General features: G+C 53.2%; 21 protein-coding genes. 9 read left to right on the top strand and 12 right to left on the bottom strand.

All coding sequences use genetic code 11. From position 1 onward, the window contains the following. Nucleotides 1–142: 142 nt before the first annotated feature. From glmM to rlmE, 4 genes are all read right to left on the bottom strand, one after another. Complete coding sequence (gene glmM, locus KGP26_RS02635; RefSeq protein WP_094981883.1) at nt 143–1,480, bottom strand: phosphoglucosamine mutase; 1,338 nt, start codon at nt 1,478–1,480, stop codon at nt 143–145. Nucleotides 1,481–1,487: 7 nt separating this feature from the next. Next, the gene (folP, locus tag KGP26_RS02630) at nt 1,488–2,321 is read right to left on the bottom strand and encodes a dihydropteroate synthase (protein ID WP_059199543.1); all 834 of its coding nucleotides are present in this window, start codon (nt 2,319–2,321) and stop codon (nt 1,488–1,490) included. Nucleotides 2,322–2,460: 139 nt separating this feature from the next. Further along, nucleotides 2,461–4,392 (bottom strand): ATP-dependent zinc metalloprotease FtsH, encoded by a 1,932-nt coding sequence (gene ftsH / locus KGP26_RS02625; protein ID WP_037376529.1) that lies wholly within the window; start codon nt 4,390–4,392, stop codon nt 2,461–2,463. 56 nt (nt 4,393–4,448) lie between these two features. Next, entirely contained in the window at nt 4,449–5,078 is a 630-nt protein-coding gene (gene rlmE, locus KGP26_RS02620; RefSeq protein ID WP_021179046.1) for a 23S rRNA (uridine(2552)-2'-O)-methyltransferase RlmE, read from the bottom strand. A 143-nt stretch (nt 5,079–5,221) separates the two neighbouring features. Between rlmE and yhbY the strand changes: the two genes are divergently transcribed. Continuing rightward, nucleotides 5,222–5,515 (top strand): ribosome assembly RNA-binding protein YhbY, encoded by a 294-nt coding sequence (gene yhbY / locus KGP26_RS02615; RefSeq protein WP_021179045.1) that lies wholly within the window; start codon nt 5,222–5,224, stop codon nt 5,513–5,515. A gap of 115 nt (nt 5,516–5,630) precedes the next feature. Here yhbY and greA read toward each other — a convergent pair whose 3' ends face one another. Beyond that, entirely contained in the window at nt 5,631–6,107 is a 477-nt protein-coding gene (gene greA, locus KGP26_RS02610) for a transcription elongation factor GreA (RefSeq protein WP_021807521.1), read from the bottom strand. A gap of 304 nt (nt 6,108–6,411) precedes the next feature. Between greA and dacB the strand changes: the two genes are divergently transcribed. The 3 genes from dacB to pmrB are packed head-to-tail and all read left to right on the top strand — an operon-like array spanning nt 6,412 to nt 9,580. Next, nucleotides 6,412–7,845 carry a serine-type D-Ala-D-Ala carboxypeptidase gene (gene dacB, locus KGP26_RS02605; protein ID WP_021807522.1) on the top strand — a complete coding sequence of 478 codons (1,434 nt, stop codon included), beginning with the start codon at nt 6,412–6,414 and terminating at the stop codon, nt 7,843–7,845. Nucleotides 7,846–7,856: 11 nt separating this feature from the next. Beyond that, on the top strand, nt 7,857–8,519 hold the full coding sequence (pmrA, locus tag KGP26_RS02600) for a two-component system response regulator PmrA (RefSeq protein WP_021179042.1): 663 nt from the start codon (nt 7,857–7,859) through the stop codon (nt 8,517–8,519). Continuing rightward, on the top strand, nt 8,516–9,580 hold the full coding sequence (gene pmrB, locus KGP26_RS02595) for a two-component system sensor histidine kinase PmrB (protein WP_223498763.1): 1,065 nt from the start codon (nt 8,516–8,518) through the stop codon (nt 9,578–9,580). The genes pmrA and pmrB overlap by 4 nt, the downstream gene beginning before the upstream one ends. An 88-nt stretch (nt 9,581–9,668) precedes the next feature. Here the strand turns inward: pmrB and cgtA are convergent, their stop codons facing one another. The 4 genes from cgtA to rplU all read right to left on the bottom strand — a co-directional run bounded on the left by cgtA (nt 9,669) and on the right by rplU (nt 12,523). Then, entirely contained in the window at nt 9,669–10,841 is a 1,173-nt protein-coding gene (cgtA, locus tag KGP26_RS02590; RefSeq protein ID WP_021179040.1) for an Obg family GTPase CgtA, read from the bottom strand. A gap of 16 nt (nt 10,842–10,857) precedes the next feature. Continuing rightward, nucleotides 10,858–11,829, bottom strand: a complete 972-nt coding sequence (locus tag KGP26_RS02585; RefSeq protein WP_186530502.1) for a DMT family transporter — start codon at nt 11,827–11,829, stop codon at nt 10,858–10,860. 107 nt (nt 11,830–11,936) lie between these two features. Next, nucleotides 11,937–12,194: a 50S ribosomal protein L27 gene (gene rpmA, locus KGP26_RS02580; RefSeq protein WP_004933559.1), complete on the bottom strand. Its 258-nt coding sequence runs from the start codon at nt 12,192–12,194 to the stop codon at nt 11,937–11,939. Nucleotides 12,195–12,211: 17 nt separating this feature from the next. Continuing rightward, nucleotides 12,212–12,523, bottom strand: a complete 312-nt coding sequence (gene rplU, locus KGP26_RS02575) for a 50S ribosomal protein L21 (protein ID WP_004955927.1) — start codon at nt 12,521–12,523, stop codon at nt 12,212–12,214. Between the two features lie 269 nt (nt 12,524–12,792). Here rplU and ispB point away from each other — a divergent pair, with 269 nt between their 5' ends. Beyond that, on the top strand, nt 12,793–13,764 hold the full coding sequence (ispB, locus tag KGP26_RS02570) for an octaprenyl diphosphate synthase (RefSeq protein ID WP_223664982.1): 972 nt from the start codon (nt 12,793–12,795) through the stop codon (nt 13,762–13,764). A 44-nt stretch (nt 13,765–13,808) separates the two neighbouring features. Here the strand turns inward: ispB and KGP26_RS02565 are convergent, their stop codons facing one another. Further along, nucleotides 13,809–14,183 carry a DNA-binding protein gene (locus KGP26_RS02565; RefSeq protein WP_223664981.1) on the bottom strand — a complete coding sequence of 125 codons (375 nt, stop codon included), beginning with the start codon at nt 14,181–14,183 and terminating at the stop codon, nt 13,809–13,811. 242 nt (nt 14,184–14,425) lie between these two features. Then, complete coding sequence (locus tag KGP26_RS02560; RefSeq protein ID WP_037376544.1) at nt 14,426–14,782, bottom strand: DNA-binding protein; 357 nt, start codon at nt 14,780–14,782, stop codon at nt 14,426–14,428. A 181-nt stretch (nt 14,783–14,963) separates the two neighbouring features. On the opposite strand from KGP26_RS02560, the gene KGP26_RS02555 reads away from it, so the two are divergent. Then, a complete protein-coding gene (locus KGP26_RS02555; protein WP_071783710.1) occupies nt 14,964–15,224 on the top strand; it encodes a helix-turn-helix transcriptional regulator in 261 nt (86 codons plus the stop codon). Between the two features lie 62 nt (nt 15,225–15,286). On the opposite strand, the gene mdh is transcribed toward KGP26_RS02555, so the two are convergent. Next, on the bottom strand, nt 15,287–16,225 hold the full coding sequence (mdh, locus tag KGP26_RS02550; protein ID WP_021179035.1) for a malate dehydrogenase: 939 nt from the start codon (nt 16,223–16,225) through the stop codon (nt 15,287–15,289). A gap of 465 nt (nt 16,226–16,690) precedes the next feature. Here mdh and argR point away from each other — a divergent pair, with 465 nt between their 5' ends. The 3 genes from argR to yhcN (KGP26_RS02535) all read left to right on the top strand — a co-directional run bounded on the left by argR (nt 16,691) and on the right by yhcN (KGP26_RS02535) (nt 18,225). Then, on the top strand, nt 16,691–17,161 hold the full coding sequence (gene argR, locus KGP26_RS02545; protein WP_021179033.1) for a transcriptional regulator ArgR: 471 nt from the start codon (nt 16,691–16,693) through the stop codon (nt 17,159–17,161). 403 nt (nt 17,162–17,564) lie between these two features. Beyond that, the gene (yhcN, locus tag KGP26_RS02540) at nt 17,565–17,828 is read left to right on the top strand and encodes a peroxide/acid stress response protein YhcN (protein WP_021807531.1); all 264 of its coding nucleotides are present in this window, start codon (nt 17,565–17,567) and stop codon (nt 17,826–17,828) included. 133 nt (nt 17,829–17,961) lie between these two features. Continuing rightward, nucleotides 17,962–18,225, top strand: a complete 264-nt coding sequence (gene yhcN / locus KGP26_RS02535; RefSeq protein WP_021179031.1) for a peroxide/acid stress response protein YhcN — start codon at nt 17,962–17,964, stop codon at nt 18,223–18,225. Nucleotides 18,226–18,419 lie beyond the last annotated feature (194 nt).

The raw sequence follows: 18,419 nt of genomic DNA, 5'->3' as shown, positions 1-18,419 counted from the left end.
GGGTGTGAATACTAACCAAAGCCATCAAAGCGCGCAAGGGCAATTTGCAACCGCCGATGCGTTTGAGGAAAAAAACAGCAAAAGCAGGGCTAATCGGGAAATTACGCAGGCACTGACAGCGTACCTGCGTAAAAACAGCGTGTTAACCTGCCAGCTTGACCGCATCGGCGATACGGTGCGCCAGCGCGATTACCTGCTGTTCATCTTCACCTTCCACCATCACGCGGATCAGTGGCTCAGTGCCCGATTTACGCAGCAGCACGCGGCCACGGCCGGCCAACTCGGCTTCGACCTGCTCAGCGACCTTCAACACCGCCTCTGACTCCAGCGGGTTATGCTCACCGACAAAGCGCACGTTGACCAGGACCTGTGGCAGTAACTTCATGCCGCTGCACAGGTCGTGCAGGCTCATGTTATTACGCACGATCGCCGTCAACACTTGCAGGCCTGCGACGATACCGTCCCCGGTGGTGGTTTTGTCCAGCAGGATCACGTGGCCGGAGTTTTCCGCCCCAATGCGCCAGCCCAGCTCTTGCAGTTTTTCCAGTACGTAGCGGTCACCCACCTTGGCACGGGCAAACGGGATGCCGAGCTGTTTCAGTGCCAGCTCCAGGCCCATGTTGCTCATCAGGGTGCCCACGGCACCGCCGCGCAGCTGCCCTTGGCGCAGGCCTTCACGAGCGATGATGTAGAGGATCTGATCGCCGTCGACCTTGTTACCCAGGTGATCCACCATCATCACGCGATCGCCATCGCCATCAAAGGCCAGGCCAACGTGTGCCTGTTCTTCCAGCACGCGCGCCTGCAGTTGACGTACATCGGTAGCGCCACACTCTTCGTTGATGTTCATGCCATTCGGCTCACAGCCGATAGCGATCACCGTGGCACCCAACTCACGCAAAACGCTTGGGGCAATGTGATAGGTAGCTCCGTTGGCGCAGTCCACCACGATCTTCAGCCCGTTCAGGCTCAGTTCGCTCGGGAAGGTGCCTTTACAGAATTCGATATAGCGCCCTGCGGCATCGACAATGCGGCTGGCTTTACCCAACTCGGCAGATTCGACGCAGGTCAGTGGTTTTTCCATTTCCGCTTCGATGGCCTCTTCCACATCGTCTGGCAGTTTGGCGCCATCGATGGAGAAGAACTTGATGCCGTTATCGTAAAACGGGTTATGCGAGGCAGAAATTACGATCCCGGCTTCCGCACGGAAAGTTCTGGTCAGATAAGCCACCGCAGGGGTTGGCATCGGGCCGGTAAACGAAGCAGACAGCCCCGCAGCCGCCAGCCCAGCTTCCAGCGCCGACTCCAGCATATAGCCAGAGATCCGGGTGTCTTTGCCGATGATGATCTTACGCGAACCGTGACGCGCCAATACCTTGCCAGCCGCCCAGCCGAGCTTAAGAACGAATTCTGGGGTAATTGGACTGTCGCCGACTTTGCCACGAATACCGTCGGTACCAAAATATTTGCGTTCGCTCATGTTTCTACTATCCCTTAGCTGAAAGTGTTGCCTCGACGACACGCATCGCCTCGACGGTTTCTTTGACATCATGCACTCTGACTATCTGCGCCCCCTGCATCGCGGCAATCACCGCACAGGCCACGCTGCCGATAACCCGCTGTTCGGGTGGGACATTCAATAGCTGCCCAATCATCGATTTACGCGACATCCCCACCAACAGTGGCAAGCCAAAGTGATGAAATTCCGCCAATCGGGCCAGAAGCTGATAATTATGCGTTAGATTCTTACCGAAACCGAAGCCTGGGTCGAGTAACAATTTCTGTTTTGCTATGCCGCCTGCAATACAGCGGTCGATATGCTGCTGGAAAAAGGCGTTGACGTCCGCCATCAGGTCATCGTAATGCGGTGCCTGTTGCATGGTACGCGGCTCGCCTTGCATATGCATCAGGCAGACTGGTAGACCGCTTTCAGCGGCTGCCTGCAGCGCACCAGGCTCCTGCAACGAGCGAACGTCGTTGATCAGATGCGCACCGGCTTTAGCGGATTCGCGGATCACACCGGCTTTTGAGGTATCCACCGAGATAAAAATCTCAAACCGCTGCGCCAAGGCTTCCACTACCGGCACAACGCGCTCAATCTCTTCCTCTTCACTGACCTCGGCAGCACCCGGGCGCGTGGACTCGCCTCCCACATCGATCATCGTTGCACCCGCCGAAATCAGCGCATGCGCATGCAGCAGAGCATCATTCAGCGAATTATGCCGCCCGCCGTCAGAGAAGGAGTCCGGGGTAACGTTGAGGATCCCCATCACCCGAGGATGGTTGAGATCGAGGATTTGGTCGCGCACGGTTAACTGCATGATTAATCTACCTTGGAGTCAATACAACTGTGTAGCCTGGAGTGGATCCCGCCCCTCTCATCCAAGGAGAGGCAGCAATTTTCAGCCAGCAATAAAAAACCCCGGCTGGCCGGGGTTTTATTTTACGCTACAGCCGATGTTACTTGTCGAGCTGTTCAGACATGGTGTTGCCTGGGTTTGGCGTACGCGGCTCATCTACCGGCGTTGGCGCTTGTGGTTTGCCACCGTTGTCAGAGTTGTTGCTTTTCGCCACGTCGTCCCAACCGGCTGGCGGACGCACATCTTTACGGTTCATCAGGTCGTCGATCTGCGGTGCATCGATGGTTTCATATTTCATCAGTGCATCTTTCATCGAATGCAGGATGTCCATGTTTTCCATCAGCAACGAACGAGCGCGAATGTAGTTGCGCTCAATCAGGGATTTGACTTCCTGGTCGATGATACGCGCGGTTTCGTCCGACATGTGTTTCGCCTTGGCCACGGAACGGCCCAGGAACACCTCGCCCTCTTCTTCCGCATACAGCAATGGCCCCAGCTTCTCAGAGAAGCCCCATTGGGTCACCATGTTGCGGGCGATAGAGGTAGCAACTTTAATGTCGTTCGATGCACCTGTAGAGACTTTTTCCGGCCCGTAAATAATTTCTTCTGCCAGACGGCCACCGTACAGGGTAGAGATTTGGCTTTCCAGCTTCTGACGGCTGGCGCTGATCGCATCCCCTTCCGGCAGGAAGAAGGTCACGCCGAGCGCACGGCCACGAGGAATAATCGTGACTTTATGCACCGGGTCATGCTCAGGAACCAGGCGGCCAATGATGGCGTGGCCCGCTTCGTGATAGGCGGTCGATTCTTTCTGTGCTTCCGTCATCACCATGGAGCGACGTTCCGCCCCCATCATGATCTTGTCTTTGGCCTTTTCGAACTCCACCATCGACACCACGCGCTTGTTGCCACGTGCTGCGAACAGAGCCGCTTCGTTGACCAGGTTGGCCAAGTCCGCACCGGAGAAGCCCGGAGTACCACGTGCAAGCACAGAAGCATCAACATCTGGCGCCAACGGCACACGACGTGAGTGCACTTTCAGGATTTGCTCACGACCACGTACGTCTGGCAGCCCAACCACCACTTGGCGGTCAAAACGGCCTGGACGCAGTAACGCAGGGTCCAGTACGTCAGGACGGTTGGTTGCAGCGATGACGATAATGCCTTCGTTGCCTTCAAAGCCGTCCATCTCAACCAGCATCTGGTTCAGCGTTTGCTCACGTTCATCGTGACCGCCGCCCAGACCTGCACCACGTTGGCGACCTACGGCGTCGATTTCATCGATAAAGATGATGCACGGTGCCGCTTTCTTGGCCTGTTCGAACATGTCGCGGACGCGGGATGCACCCACACCGACGAACATTTCGACGAAGTCAGAACCGGAAATGGTGAAGAACGGGACTTTTGCCTCGCCGGCAATCGCTTTCGCCAGCAGGGTTTTACCGGTACCCGGAGGGCCAACCATCAGCACGCCTTTCGGGATCTTACCGCCCAGCTTCTGGAAACGGCTCGGTTCGCGCAGGTAGTCTACCAGCTCACTCACTTCTTCTTTTGCTTCGTCACAGCCTGCAACGTCGGCAAAAGTGGTTTTAATCTGGTCTTCCGTCAGCATACGGGCCTTGCTCTTGCCGAAGGACATCGCGCCCTTTCCGCCGCCGCCCTGCATTTGCCGCATGAAGAAGATCCAGACCCCAATCAACAGCAGCATTGGGAACCAGGAAATAAAGATGGAAGCCAGCAAACTTGGCTCTTCCGGTGGCTCACCAACAACTTTGACGTTTTTGGTTAACAACGTATCCAGTAGCTTCGGATCGTTGACCGGAATGTAAGTGGTGTATTTGTTGCTGTCTTTACGGACAACGTTGATTTCACGCCCATTAATGCGCGCTTCACGGATCTGATCTTGGGTCAGTTCGGTCATGAAGGTAGAGTAATCTACCCTTCGGCCATTAGACTCGCTGGGCCCAAAGCTCTGGAATACCGACATCAAAACGACCGCGATGACTAGCCAGAGAATTAGGTTTTTCGCCATGTCACTCAAGGGATTAACCTCATATTACAACTGTGTTAACAAACAGCGTTAGGGTACTACAGTTTCCGCCCTGTCGCTACAATGTACACTTCACGCGAACGTGCGCGAGAAGCGTCTGGCTTACGAATCTTAACCTTCGTAAACAGGGAGCGAATTTCCCGTAGGTACTCGTCAAAACCATCTCCCTGGAACACCTTCACCAGGAAACTACCGCCTGGTGCGAGAACATCACGACACATTTCCAGTGCTAATTCCACCAGATACATCGATTTTGGGATATCGACCGCCGGGGTGCCGCTCATATTCGGGGCCATGTCAGACATGACTACCTGAACCTTACTATCACCTACACGTTCCAACAGTGCCTTGAGGACCAGTTCATCACGAAAATCGCCCTGAAGGAAATCGACGCCAACGATAGGATCCATTGGCAAAATATCACAGGCAATGATACGCCCGTTACCACCAATCTGGGTTACCACATATTGCGACCAACCGCCCGGCGCAGCCCCCAAATCAACGACCGTCATACCCGGTTTGAACAGTTTGTCACTTTGCTGTATTTCATCAAGTTTAAACCAGGCGCGCGAGCGCAGCCCTTTTTTCTGCGCTTGCAGTACATATTTATCGCTAAAGTGTTCTTGGAGCCAGCGACTGGAACTGGCCGAACGCTTTTTATTTGCCATCGAGTATTCCAACTATCCTAAAAAGAGTCTCATGCCAGGTTCGCTTCTCACGTAAACTCAATTCGGTGCAGACCGATTTGGTGATACACATGAGATGGCGGTAGAATGTACCGTTTTCAATCCCAACTTAAGCAAAAAAGACAATGAATCTGAATAATAAACAAAAACAACACCTGAAAGGCCTGGCACATCCGTTAAAACCGGTGGTCATGCTGGGTAATAACGGTCTCACCGAAGGGGTGTTGGCTGAAATTGAGCTGGCTCTGGAGCATCACGAGCTGATCAAAGTAAAAATTGCAGCTGAAGATCGCGAAACCAAAACCCTGATCGCCGACGCTATTGTGCGTGAAACGGGTGCCAGCAATGTGCAAGTGATCGGCAGTACGCTTATTCTTTACCGCCCGTCGAAAGAGCGCAAGATCACTTTGCCGCGCTAATCCGTAATCTGTTTGCTGAGACGGTGCCATGCGCCGGGCTCAGATAAAAGGCCGCTTGCGGCCTTTTTCCTTTCTTTACAAAACCCTGCTGAACTTTTAACCAACTCGGGCGAAATTAAAGATATTCTACTTTCAGGATTTCGTATTCTACATCACCACCCGGGGTTTTGATGACAACAACATCATCCTGCTCTTTGCCAATCAGGCCACGAGCCATCGGTGAGTTGACAGAAATAAGATTTTTCTTAAAGTCTGCTTCATCATCACCCACGATGCGGTAAGTCACCTGATCTTCGGTATCCAGGTTCATCACCGAGACGGTTGCGCCAAAAATCACGCGGCCAGTCTGAGGCATTTTGGTGATGTCGATCACCTGCGCATTGGACAGTTTGGCCTCGATTTCCTGGATACGCCCTTCACAGAAACCCTGCTGTTCACGAGCGGCATGGTACTCGGCGTTTTCTTTCAGGTCACCGTGTTCGCGTGCGGTGGCGATGTCGGCAATGATTTTCGGGCGACGCACACCTTTCAAATATTCTAGTTCTTCACGCAGCTGTTCTGCGCCAAACAAGGTCATCGGGATCTGTTTCATCGTTAAATACCTCTAAATCTATCCTGTTCAAATATACCCGTGGTGTTGCAAGCTAACCGCAGCTCGACATCCCCAGGGCATTAGCGTCATCCTGACGTGTTCGTATGAAATTACGGCAGACGTTGCGCCTTCCGTCTCCAGGCGATAAACAAAAGAAACCGAGCTCGGAGGTTTGCTCCAAGTCAGCGTCGATTTTGCATTTTGATACGCATTTTAGCCTAGAGTTCCTTAAGGGTCATCGTTTACTTTATCCCTTGATGCACCGTAGTATGACAGCACGTTATCCAGCTGTTACCCCGAGATTATGCGTTTTTCACGAATTGTCAGTGTTTTGGCCTGCGCATTTGCTGTTAATGCCCATGCGGCCCCGGTTGAAGATTACACCCAATATTTGCCTGATGGGGCGAACCTGGCCCTGATAGTTCAGAAGATTGGCGCGACCACGCCAACCATCGACTATCACTCACAGCAAATGGCACTCCCGGCCAGCACCCAGAAGGTGCTTACCGCGCTGGCGGCTTTGTTGCAGCTAGGGCCGGACTATCGCTTCACCACGACACTGGAAAGTCAGGGCAACATCACGGATGGCGTGTTGCGTGGCAACCTTATCGCCCGTTTCAGCGGAGATCCCACCTTCAAGCGGCAGAATCTGCGCAATATGGTGGCGGAACTGAAAAAACAGGGAGTGCGCGAAATCAGCGGCGATGTGCTGGTCGATACCTCGGTATTTGCCAGCCATGACAAAGCGCCCGGCTGGCCCTGGAACGATATGACCCAATGTTTCAGCGCCCCGCCAGCGGCAGCGATTGTCGATCGCAACTGTTTCTCGGTTTCCCTTTATAGCGCCCCTAACCCCGGTGAGATGGCGTTTATTCGCGTAGCCTCATTCTACCCGGTCAATATGTTCAGCCAGGTAAGAACGCTGGCGAAAGGCTCTCCGGATGCCCAATATTGTGAACTGGATGTGGTGCCGGGCGAATTGAACCGCTTTACACTGACCGGATGCCTGACCCAGCGCAGTGAACCGCTGCCGTTGGCATTCGCCATTCAAGACGGAGCCAGCTATGCCGGTGCCATCCTGAAAGATGAGCTGGTCAAGTCAGGGATCCAGATTGGCGGCCATTTGAAACGCCAAACCCAGCCAGGCATGACGGGCACGGTGATTGCCCAGACGCAGTCTGCACCGTTGCATGACTTGCTGAAAATCATGCTGAAGAAGTCGGACAACATGATTGCCGATACCGTGTTTCGCACTATCGGCCATGAACGCTTTGGCGTACCGGGCACCTGGCGCGCGGGGGCAGATGCAGTACGCCAGGTTCTGCGCCAGAAGGCAGGGGTAGATCTGGGTAACAGCATCGTGGTGGACGGCTCTGGCCTGTCGCGCCACAACCTGCTGGCGCCCGCAACCATGATGCAGGCGTTACAATATATTGCTCAGCACGACAGCGAGCTCAACTTTATCTCGATGTTGCCGCTGTCCGGTTATGACGGCACGCTGCGCTATCGCGGTGGCCTGCACGAAGCCGGGGTCGACGGTAAGGTTTCTGCCAAAACCGGGGCGCTGCAAGGGGTCTATAACCTGGCAGGCTTTATCACCACGGCCAGCGGTCAGCGCCTTGCCTTCGTTCAATATCTATCAGGTTACGCAGTACCGCCAGAAGATCAGAAACAGCGCCGAGCGCCGCTGGTGCGGTTCGAAAGCCGGCTGTATCGGGATATCTATCAGAACAATTGAGGCCCAAGGGCATGAAGCTACTGATTGTTGAGGATGATGAGTTATTGCAGCAAGGCGTGGCGTTGGCAATGTCCAACGAAGGCTACGCCTGCGATTGTGCGGCCAGTGCTGCGCAGGCCAATAGCCTGATCGTCACCAGCCAGTACAGTATGGTGATCCTCGACCTCGGCCTGCCAGATATCGACGGTGCCACCCTGCTGCGGCAGTGGCGGCGTCAGCACATCAGCATCCCGGTGTTGATCCTCACCGCACGCGACGCGTTGCAAGACCGTGTCGATGGCCTGGACGCCGGTGCCGATGACTATCTGGTCAAACCCTTTGCGCTAATTGAGCTGCAAGCCCGGGTCCGGGCGTTGATCCGCCGCTATCAGGGCCACAGCGATAACCTGCTGCAACAGGACGATCTGACACTCAACCTGTCCAGCCAGCAGGTGTATCTGCAACAGCAGGCGATAGACGTCACGCCGAAAGAGTTTGCCATTCTGTCGCGTCTGATGATGCGGGCCGGGCAAACCGTCAACCGTGAGCTGTTGCAACAGGATCTCTATACCTGGAACGACGATCTGGGCTCGAATACCCTCGAAGTCCATATGCACAACTTGCGCCGTAAACTGGGCAAAGATCGTATCCGTACCGTTCGTGGCATCGGTTACCGACTGGAGCCAGCATCTTGATCAGCATGCGCCGTCGTTTGCTGCTGATGTTGGCCCTGATCCTGCTGGTCACCCAGCTCATCAGCGCGTTTTGGTTATGGCACGAAAGCCAGGAGCAAATCAGTTTCCTGGTAGATGAAACCCTGTCGGCCAAAGTCCGCAACGAACGGGTCGATACCGAGATTGCCGAGGCGATCGCTTCCCTGCTAGCCCCTTCGCTGATCATGATGGTGGTGACCCTGCTGGCCTCCTTCTGGGCCATCAGCTGGATTATCCGGCCGCTGAATCAACTGCAGGAAAAGCTGGAGAAACGTTCGGCAGATAATCTTACGCCGTTGCCGATAACCAGCGACAGTCTGGAGATGGTGGCGGTCACCAAGGCATTGAATCAGCTATTTTCGCGCCTTGATCATACCATCCAGCAAGAGCGGCTGTTCACTGCCGATGCTGCCCACGAATTACGCACGCCGCTGGCGGGGATCCGGCTGCATCTGGAACTGATGGAGCAACAGGGGGTTGCGGGCAGTAAACAGTTGATCGCCCGCATTGACCAACTGATGCACGTGGTTGAGCAATTGCTGATGCTATCGCGCGCCGGGCAGGATTTCGCCAGCGGCCATTACCAGCAGTTTGACTGGGTGGCCAACGTTATCAAGCCGCTGCAGGGTGAGCTGGAGGAGCTTGCCGCTCTACGCGGGCAAAATATTGTCTGGCGACTGCCAGCCAGTGCCCCGACCCATGGCGATCCGGTGCTGCTACGCCTGATGCTGCGTAATCTGGTTGAAAATGCGCACCGCTATGGCCCCGAGAAGAGTGTCATTCGTGTTCAGCTCACCCCCGAGAATAATGGGCAACGTTTACAGGTGCTCGACGAGGGACCGGGTATCAAGCAAGAAATGGCGGGAGAGTTGACTCAGGCCTTCCGCCGGATGGATCAGCGTTATGGCGGCAGCGGGCTAGGATTGAATATCGTGATCCGTATCGTACAACTGCACCGCGGCTGTCTACGTCTGGAAAACCGCACCGATGCCAGCGGCCTGGATGCACAGTGCTGGTTACCCGATAATATTTTGAATCACTAGCGTCGCATCATCGATTGAGGTTTCAGCAACCGCAACAAACAACAAGGGCCCGGTTCATCGAACCGAGCCCTTACTTTATTACGCAGAATTACTTCTGGTAGACGATTTCGACGCCTTCGTCGTCATCTTCATCCCAATCATCATCCCAATCGTCATCCGCTTCAGCTTCCACTTCAGCGATTTGCTCACGGTGGTAATCATCCCACATGAACTCGACTTTTTCTGGCGCGCTTTCTTCGATCGCCATGGCTTTAGGTTGCGTATTGATGAAGTTCATCACGTCCCAGCACAGCGCATTAACGCCTTCGCGGTTCGCAGCGGAGATCATGTAGTACTTACCTTCCCAACCCATGCCTTCTACGATCGCCTTGGCGCGCTCGGCGGCTTCTTCCTCGTCCAGCAGGTCAACTTTGTTGAACACCAGCCAGCGTGGCTTGTGCGACAGATTCTCGCTGTACTGGTTGAGCTCGTTGATGATGACCTTGGCATTCTCTACCGGATCGGACTCGTCGATCGGCGCAATGTCCACCAGGTGCAGCAACACGCGGCAACGCTCCAGGTGTTTCAGGAAACGGATCCCCAGGCCAGCACCTTCATGTGCGCCTTCGATCAGGCCAGGAATGTCCGCCACCACGAAGCTTTGTTCATGGTCCATACGTACCACGCCCAGGCTCGGCACCAGCGTGGTGAACGGGTAGTCCGCCACTTTTGGCTTGGCAGCAGAAACCGCGCGAATGAAGGTCGACTTACCGGCGTTCGGCAGGCCCAACATGCCCACATCCGCCAGCAGCAGCAGCTCCAACAGGATATCGCGCATCTCGCCTTTGGTACCCAGCGTTTTTTGGCGCGGGGCACGGTTTACCGAGGATTTGAAACGGGTGTTGCCCAGGCCGTGCCAACCGCCCTTAGCCACCATCAGACGTTGCTGATGACGGGTCATATCACCGAGGATCTCACCGGTGCCCTGATCCTGCACACGGGTACCGACCGGTACCTTGATTTCAACGTCTTTACCGCGTTTACCGGTACAGTCACGGCTCTGACCATTCTGGCCACGTTCGGCCCGGAAAGATTTTTCAAAGCGGTAATCGATCAGGGTATTCAGGTTTTCGTCTGCCACCAGGTAAACGTCACCGCCGTCACCGCCGTCACCGCCATCTGGCCCACCGTTCGGGATGTATTTTTCGCGGCGGAAGCTGACGCAACCATTACCGCCATCACCTGCCACGACCAGGATCGCTGCTTCATCTACAAACTTCATTTACCGTCTCCGTAACTCATTCACCGGGCCGCTTCAAAGAAGCAACCAGGTTGGTTTCTGCCCGTCGCGGCCACCAACGGTGACCAATTGCGGAAAACATGGCGCCTGCAACCACCACAAAAGCACCTACATAGCCAACGACATTCAATGCCGGGGCGGTAAATACCTGTGGCCAGGCCAGCGCCAATAAATCTGAAAACAGCAGGGTAAACAGGGGAGTCAGCGTGATTAACGCACTCACCTGGGCCGCCTGCCAGCGCGCCATCGCTTCCGCCAGCGCACCATAACCAATCAGCGTGTTAGCACCACAGAACAGCAGACAGGCCAATTGCCAGCCGCTGAGCTGGAAAATCACCGCTGGCTTCGCAAGCGGGAATAACGCGATCGCACATAAAGCGTACAACAAGACCAGGATCTGCGGTGAGGCCAATCGACGCAGTAATACTTTCTGCGCCACGCCATAGGTCACCCAAACCATGGCTGCACACACGCCCAACAACACACCGAGCGTGTAGTCTGTGAACTGAGTGAAGATCTCGATCAGGCTGACGTTGAAAAACAGCATCAGCCCGCAGATCAGCATCAGAGCGCCAATCACCTGAGTGATACGCATCCTTTCTTTCAGGATCAATACGCTGGCGAACATCATGCCCACCGGCGAGAGTTGGCCGATAACCTGCGAGGCCGTCGGACTCAAATATTGCAGCGAAGAGCTGAAGAAGACAAAGTTGCCCAACAACCCGGCAGTGGCGATCGCCAGCAACAGCAACCAGCGGGGTTGACGGAACATTTTCACCGGAGGTAAGCGCCCGCGCACTGCCAGGATCATCCCCAGGCCGATGGCGGCAATCGTAAAGCGATACCAGACGATGGTAAACGGCTCCATCACTTCCAGCACTTCTTTCATTGCGATAGGCAGTGCGCCCCAGCAAACCGCTGTGGTGACCGCCAGAAAAATACCAACGCCAGCCTGCTGTTTTTTTTCCATCTTCTCACTGTCTGTGCGTTGTGCCGCAAGGCACAAGCAATCTATAAATGTAAAAAGCCCCGCAACGAATTGCGGGGCTTAACATCTATTTCGTAAGGCTCGAAAAATTATTCAGCTTCGATGCTGATAAATTTACGATTGCTCGGGCCTTTAACTTCGAATTTGACTTTACCGTCTTTCAAAGCAAACAGAGTGTGGTCTTTGCCGCAACCCACGTTGGTACCAGCGTGGAATTTGGTGCCGCGCTGACGAACGATGATGCTGCCTGCCAGTACTGCTTCGCCGCCAAAGCGTTTTACGCCCAGACGTTTAGCTTCTGAATCGCGACCGTTACGAGTCGAGCCGCCAGCCTTTTTGTGTGCCATTAATCCGCTCTCCTAACTTAAGCGCTGATGCCGGTGATTTTAACATCAGTGAACCACTGACGGTGACCTTGCTGCTTACGATAGTGCTTACGACGACGAAACTTAACAATCTTGATCTTTTCGCCACGACCGTGAGCAACCACTTCAGCTTTGATCTTACCGCCATCGACGAAAGGAACGCCGATTTTGATATCTTCGCCATTAGCGATCATCAGAATCTGGTCAAACTCAACCGCTTCACCAGTTGCGATGTCCAGCTTTTCCAAGCGAACGGTCTGACCTTCGCTTACTCGGTGTTGTTTACCACCACTTTGGAAAACCGCGTACATATAAAACTCCGCTTTCCGCGTGCCCAACTGTTCAGTACAGAGCGCGCTATAAATATTCACAATAGGGCGCGAATTCTACGCAATAATCCCGCATATGACAAGAGCAGATTAGGGCCAGAAGGTGAAAAAAGAAGAAAAAAAACACAGTTTCTCTCACAACGTTTATCTGGGCCGATTTTCAAGTACAATCAACAGGACAGTTACCGCCATGTACCGATGTGAGCAGCGTTCTCATCGCGGTCAACAGAAACACAGCTGAAAAAAATACAATGAACCTAGAACAAATTACTGAGTTAACCGCGCAAGATATGGCGGCCGTGAACGCAACAATTCTCGAACAGTTGAATTCCGATGTCACGCTCATCAATCAACTTGGCTATTACATTATCAGCGGTGGCGGTAAGCGCATTCGCCCAATGATCGCCGTTCTGGCGGCACGGGCCTTGCACTATCAAGGCGATAAACACATTGCCGTCGCTGCTCTGATAGAGTTCATCCATACCGCTACCCTGTTGCATGATGACGTGGTGGATGAGTCCGACATGCGCCGTGGCAAGGCGACCGCCAACGCGGCGTTTGGCAATGCCGCCAGCGTGTTGGTGGGTGATTTCATTTATACGCGTGCTTTCCAGATGATGACCAGCCTGGAATCTCTGCGCGTGCTGGCAGTGATGTCCGAAGCGGTCAACGTAATCGCCGAAGGTGAAGTGCTGCAGTTGATGAACGTCAACGATCCGAATATCAGTGAAGAAAACTATATGCGGGTCATCTACAGCAAAACCGCTCGTCTGTTTGAAGCGGCAGCCCAATCATCAGCCATCCTCTCCGAGGCTAACCCGGCCGAAGAGCAGGCGCTGCAAGACTATGGCCGCTATCTTGGCACCGCATTCCAACTGATCGACGATCTGCTGGACTACAGTGCAGACGGCGTGACCCTGGGTAAAAATACCGGCGATGACTTGAACGAGGGCAAGCCGACGCTGCCGTTGTTGCATGCGATGCATAATGGCAATGCCGAGCAGTCTACGATGATCCGTGGCGCGATTGAACAGGGGAATGGCCGCCATCTGCTGGAGCCGGTTCTGGCTACCATGCAGGAGTGTGGTTCACTCACCTATACACGTCAGCGCGCAGAAGAAGAAGCGGACAAGGCGATCGCCGCATTGCAGATTTTGCCCGACTCGCCTTATCGAACCGCACTGGAAGGATTAGCGCATCTGGCGGTTCAACGAGACTTTTAGGAAATTTAAGTTTCTTAATATTCAAATAGGCCTGCAATGCGGGCCTATTTATTTGCCTTGCTAATGAGATCCAGTAGCCCCGCAGCCCCATTCTCCGCCAGAAAACTCAATAAAACCGCGTATTCGTCAGGTTTCATACCTGCCAGATAGCTCTGCAAACGTACCCAAGGATCCCCATCACAGGAGACGGTATAAGCCGCCGATTCCTCTGCGGCAAGGAGATACCGCTGGGGATACAAATCGTTTTGAGTCGAGAGGGGCAGGCTGCTGATATGATACTCCTTGGTCACCCCCTGCTTGCCAAAACGCCGCTGCCATCGCCAGTTTTGCTCACGTGCCCGCTTATTGATCCCTTGCGGGGAGCTGCCCAATTCACCCTTCTCTTTCAGTTCGTTGGCGGTAAACCACTCCTTGTCCATTCCCCCTCCTTGATCACGGCGTTACCCCTAACTGACTTATCAGACCTTCCAGTTGCATGAACCACTAATGCCAATAAGTTAGTTATAACATTAACCAGGCCACTGCCAATAACCAAAAAATTGGCGAAATACTCAAGAAATACTTACTAAACAAGGAGAGGGAAACACAGAGGCGACGCAGAAAGGAGCCTGGTGGGAGCAGCATGCGGCCCCCTTACTAAGTGCACATCGGCCGAGGAGATTTACTGTTTGTTCTTTTCAGCAATCCAGGCCAGCAGGCTATCCATACCTTCACGCATCAAAAACGCCATCACTTGGCCACGCTCACTGTCTGAAAGCTGGTAATAGTATTCGACCCACACCGCCAGCGGGTCCTGACGCCCGGCCTCATAGATCGCAGGCTCTTCGCGCAATACCAGCAGGTTTTTGACGCCGGTAGGCAAGCTGTTGATATGGTATTCCAGCGCCTTGCCTTGTACGCCTTTGCGGCGACGGCTGAGCCAATTTTCGCGCCGGGCCATTAGGTTGATTCCCTGTGTAGAGGACGGTAATCCTGCGATGCCTATCAGCTCCTTGGCAGCAAACCACTCGTTTTTCATAGCCATGATCTCGGGACAATAGTGTGGCAAGACAAATTTTTCAGAAACCATAAGGTATTTTTGGGAAACTTGGTGGTATTCTAGTTTCTGAATAAACGCTTCACGTTGTTCAAACGATTAATACTGACCTGTTAGTTATACCACTAACAGAACTTTCTCTAATCAAAAAAGGAATGAAAATATGAATTCACGGGACCCAGATTGGCATCCAGCAGACGTCATCGCGGCTTTGAAGAAGAGAGGTACCACTCTGGCAGCGGTTTCTCGGGGGGCAGGGCTAAGTTCATCGACGTTGGCCAACGCGTTGTCACGTCCTTGGCCCAAGGGAGAGTGGTTGATTGCTGATGCACTGAACGTACATCCGGCAGAGATCTGGCCGAGCAGGTATTTTGATCCGCTTACCCATCATCTGCGAGATCGGAAAAGTCGAATCAAATCATGATAAACATAAGAAAGCCGCCGGATTCGGCCCGGCGGCTTATCAAAACATCACATACTGAGGGATCAGTTGTTGATAAACTTCTCACCCAGTTCGATATCTTTGTGCAGCACGTCCAGCATTTCGCTCAGCGCTTTTTGCTCGAAGGCACTCAGGGTACCGATATCTTTACGCTCTTCGATACCGTTTTTACCCAGTAGCAGCGGCTGTGCAAAGAAGCGGGCATATTTGCCATCCCCTTCAACATAGGCGCATTCCACTACACCTTTCTCACCGCTCAGCGCACGCACCAGAGACAGACCAAAACGTGCAGCAGCCTGGCCCATAGACAGGGTTGCAGAACCGCCACCGGCTTTGGCTTCAACCACTTCGGTACCCGCATTCTGGATACGTTTGGTCAAATCAGCCACTTCCTGATCGCTAAAGCTTACGCCAGGGATCTGCGACAGCAGAGGCAGGATGGTCACGCCTGAGTGGCCGCCAATCACCGGTACGTTCAGTTCTTCCGGTTGTTTGCCTTTCAGTTCCGCGACGAAGGTGTTGGAACGGATGATATCCAGCGATGTGATGCCAAACAGTTTGTTTTTGTCATACACACCCGCTTTCTTCAACACTTCTGCCGCAATGGCTACCGTGGTATTCACCGGGTTGGTGATGATACCGATGCAGGCTTTCGGGCAGGTTTTGGCCACTTGCTCAATCAGGTTGCGTACGATGCCAGCGTTTACGTTGAACAGATCGGAACGATCCATCCCTGGTTTACGCGCAACGCCAGCAGAAATCAGCACCACGTCCGCACCGTGCAGCGCAGGGGTTGCATCTTCGCCACTGAAGCCTTTGATTTTAACTGCGGTTGGGATGTGGCTTAAGTCAACGGCAACGCCTGGGGTAACAGGGGCAATGTCGTAGAGGGAGAGTTCAGAACCTGAAGGAAGCTGGGTCTTGAGTAGAAGGGCGAGGGCCTGGCCGATACCGCCAGCAGCACCGAGAACTGCAACTTTCATCCTATACTCCTTTATTGTCTTAAATATAAAAGCGCCGTGAATTCTTTGGTCACGGACCTTAATTTATCACGCCTTTAAAAACAACCTCTTAACAGTCGGTTTTAGATCTGGCGCAATAAAATGGCCGATGTTGCGAGCATTTTAAAGTAAATAGCTTATGCATTAAGGGCATAGCGCACACTAATCGAAAATAGTGCCAAGCTTTTCACGATCGCGTTAACCGGCGGTTACATTACACCCTTACGTAACATCAGAACAACATCATTTTAATAACATTTTCGTTACCGGAGAGCTGACTCGCTTCCCGCACCGAAAGGGCATATTCATGAGCATCGGATTTTGTTAAAATCGCGCTCTTGCCTTTCTGTCTGGGCATTTTTGATTTTCCAGACGGCCCCCATGTTGCATAAAAATGCATTTATATGCATAATAATCAGCTCTATTACCAACATTCCACGGTGCAAAATGCGTAATCCCGCAAAGCAGGAAGATCTGATCAAGGCGTTTAAGGCGTTATTGAAAGAAGAAAAATTCAGTTCTCAAGGCGAGATCGTTTTGGCGCTGCAAGAAGAAGGCTTCGAGAACATTAACCAGTCCAAGGTATCACGCATGCTGACCAAGTTCGGGGCGGTACGCACGCGTAATGCAAAAATGGAGATGGTGTACTGCCTCCCGGCTGAACTCGGTGTCCCTACCACCACCAGCCCGCTCAAGAATCTGGTGCTGGACGTGGACCATAACGATGCGGTGGTGGTGATCCATACCAGCCCAGGTGCAGCGCAGCTGATTGCCCGCCTGTTGGACTCACTGGGCAAATCCGAAGGGATCCTGGGCACCATTGCCGGTGACGATACGATTTTTGTCACTCCGGCCAGCTCCTTTACCGCACGTCAACTGTTTGAAGCCATTCTCTCCTTGTTCGAACAGGAACTTTGATGCATTCAGCACAGCCTGCGGCTTTCCGTCGCGGGCGGTGCACCCTTTATTAACCCCTCGTTTACTTCTCCAGCGCTGCCTACCACGTTTAAAACTGCCAATAAGCCGACCTGCAGCACATTTCAATGACATTTCTTGGTGACTAGTGATAGTGACTGGAAGCTTCCGCACTTTTAGTCAAAAGCACTTAGCTCATTGAAATTACATAAATTTAACATCAGAAGTGCATTTTATCGCCGTTTTTTATTCCATTAGGTTATTAAAAGTAACAGCCACCCCAATAAAGTTTCACTAGAAACTGTTAGTCAGCTATTAATTTTTGCCGTTACTAGATGTATACTCATTTTCGTGACGTAAATCACAGTTCATTGGAACTGATAAAAGAATACGAAGAGGATAAATCATGAAAATTAAAACTACTGTAGCGACAATTAGCCTGCTGTCCATGCTGTCTTTCGGTGCATTCGCAGCACAATCCATTGATGCTTCGCAGGCTGAAAAGCTGCAGTCTGCCGGTACCATCACCGTGAGCGGCGTCGGTGCAGCACCTTCTGATATCCGTCAGGCACTGTCTGCCAAAGCCGATGCTCAAGGCGCGACCGCTTACCGCGTGATCGAAGCTCGTAATGAAGGCAACTACCACGCTACCGCCGAGATTTACAAATAAGTACAAGATGTTATCTGAGCATTGCACGACAACTCTCTGGTAAAAAACCAAGTAGATAACCGCCTTCAAGTATAAAAAACGCTGTAAAGCCCTTCCAGGCCGTTATCTCTGAACGATTAAGGATCCAAGTACCATGAACATGAAAACTACTCTCGTTGCACTTAGCCTGCTGTCTGCCGTTTCTTTCGGTGCTTCTGCGGCTAACCTGGTCACTGATGCCCAAGCCAGCAATCTGCAGTCTGTCGGCACCATCACCGCTAGCGGCGTGGGTGGCGCACCTTCTGATATCCGTCAGGCGCTGTCTGATAAAGCGGACCAGCAAGGGGCCAAAGCCTACCGTGTGATCGAAGCCTATGAAAATGGCAACTGGCACGCAACGGCTGAAATCTACAAGTAAAAATCCAAGGTCGCGCTTACTGAACTGACTACCCTCGTCACTGCCACTGCCGAGTTCTCAGGTAAACGCCAGTATCTTGGAAATTATCGTCGTCCTATCCGACGAACCCCATTGCCCTCGCTCGCGAGGGCTTTTTTATGGGGGCAAAAAAGGCCGCATCAGCGGCCTCATAGTGGTAGGGTCGCCGCATGCGG

The organism is Serratia sp. JSRIV002 (assembly GCF_019968725.1).
GTDB lineage: Bacteria > Pseudomonadota > Gammaproteobacteria > Enterobacterales > Enterobacteriaceae > Chania > Chania fonticola_B.
The sequence above is the reverse complement of the archived record's forward strand: the minus strand, read 5'-3'. Positions and strand labels throughout refer to the sequence as shown.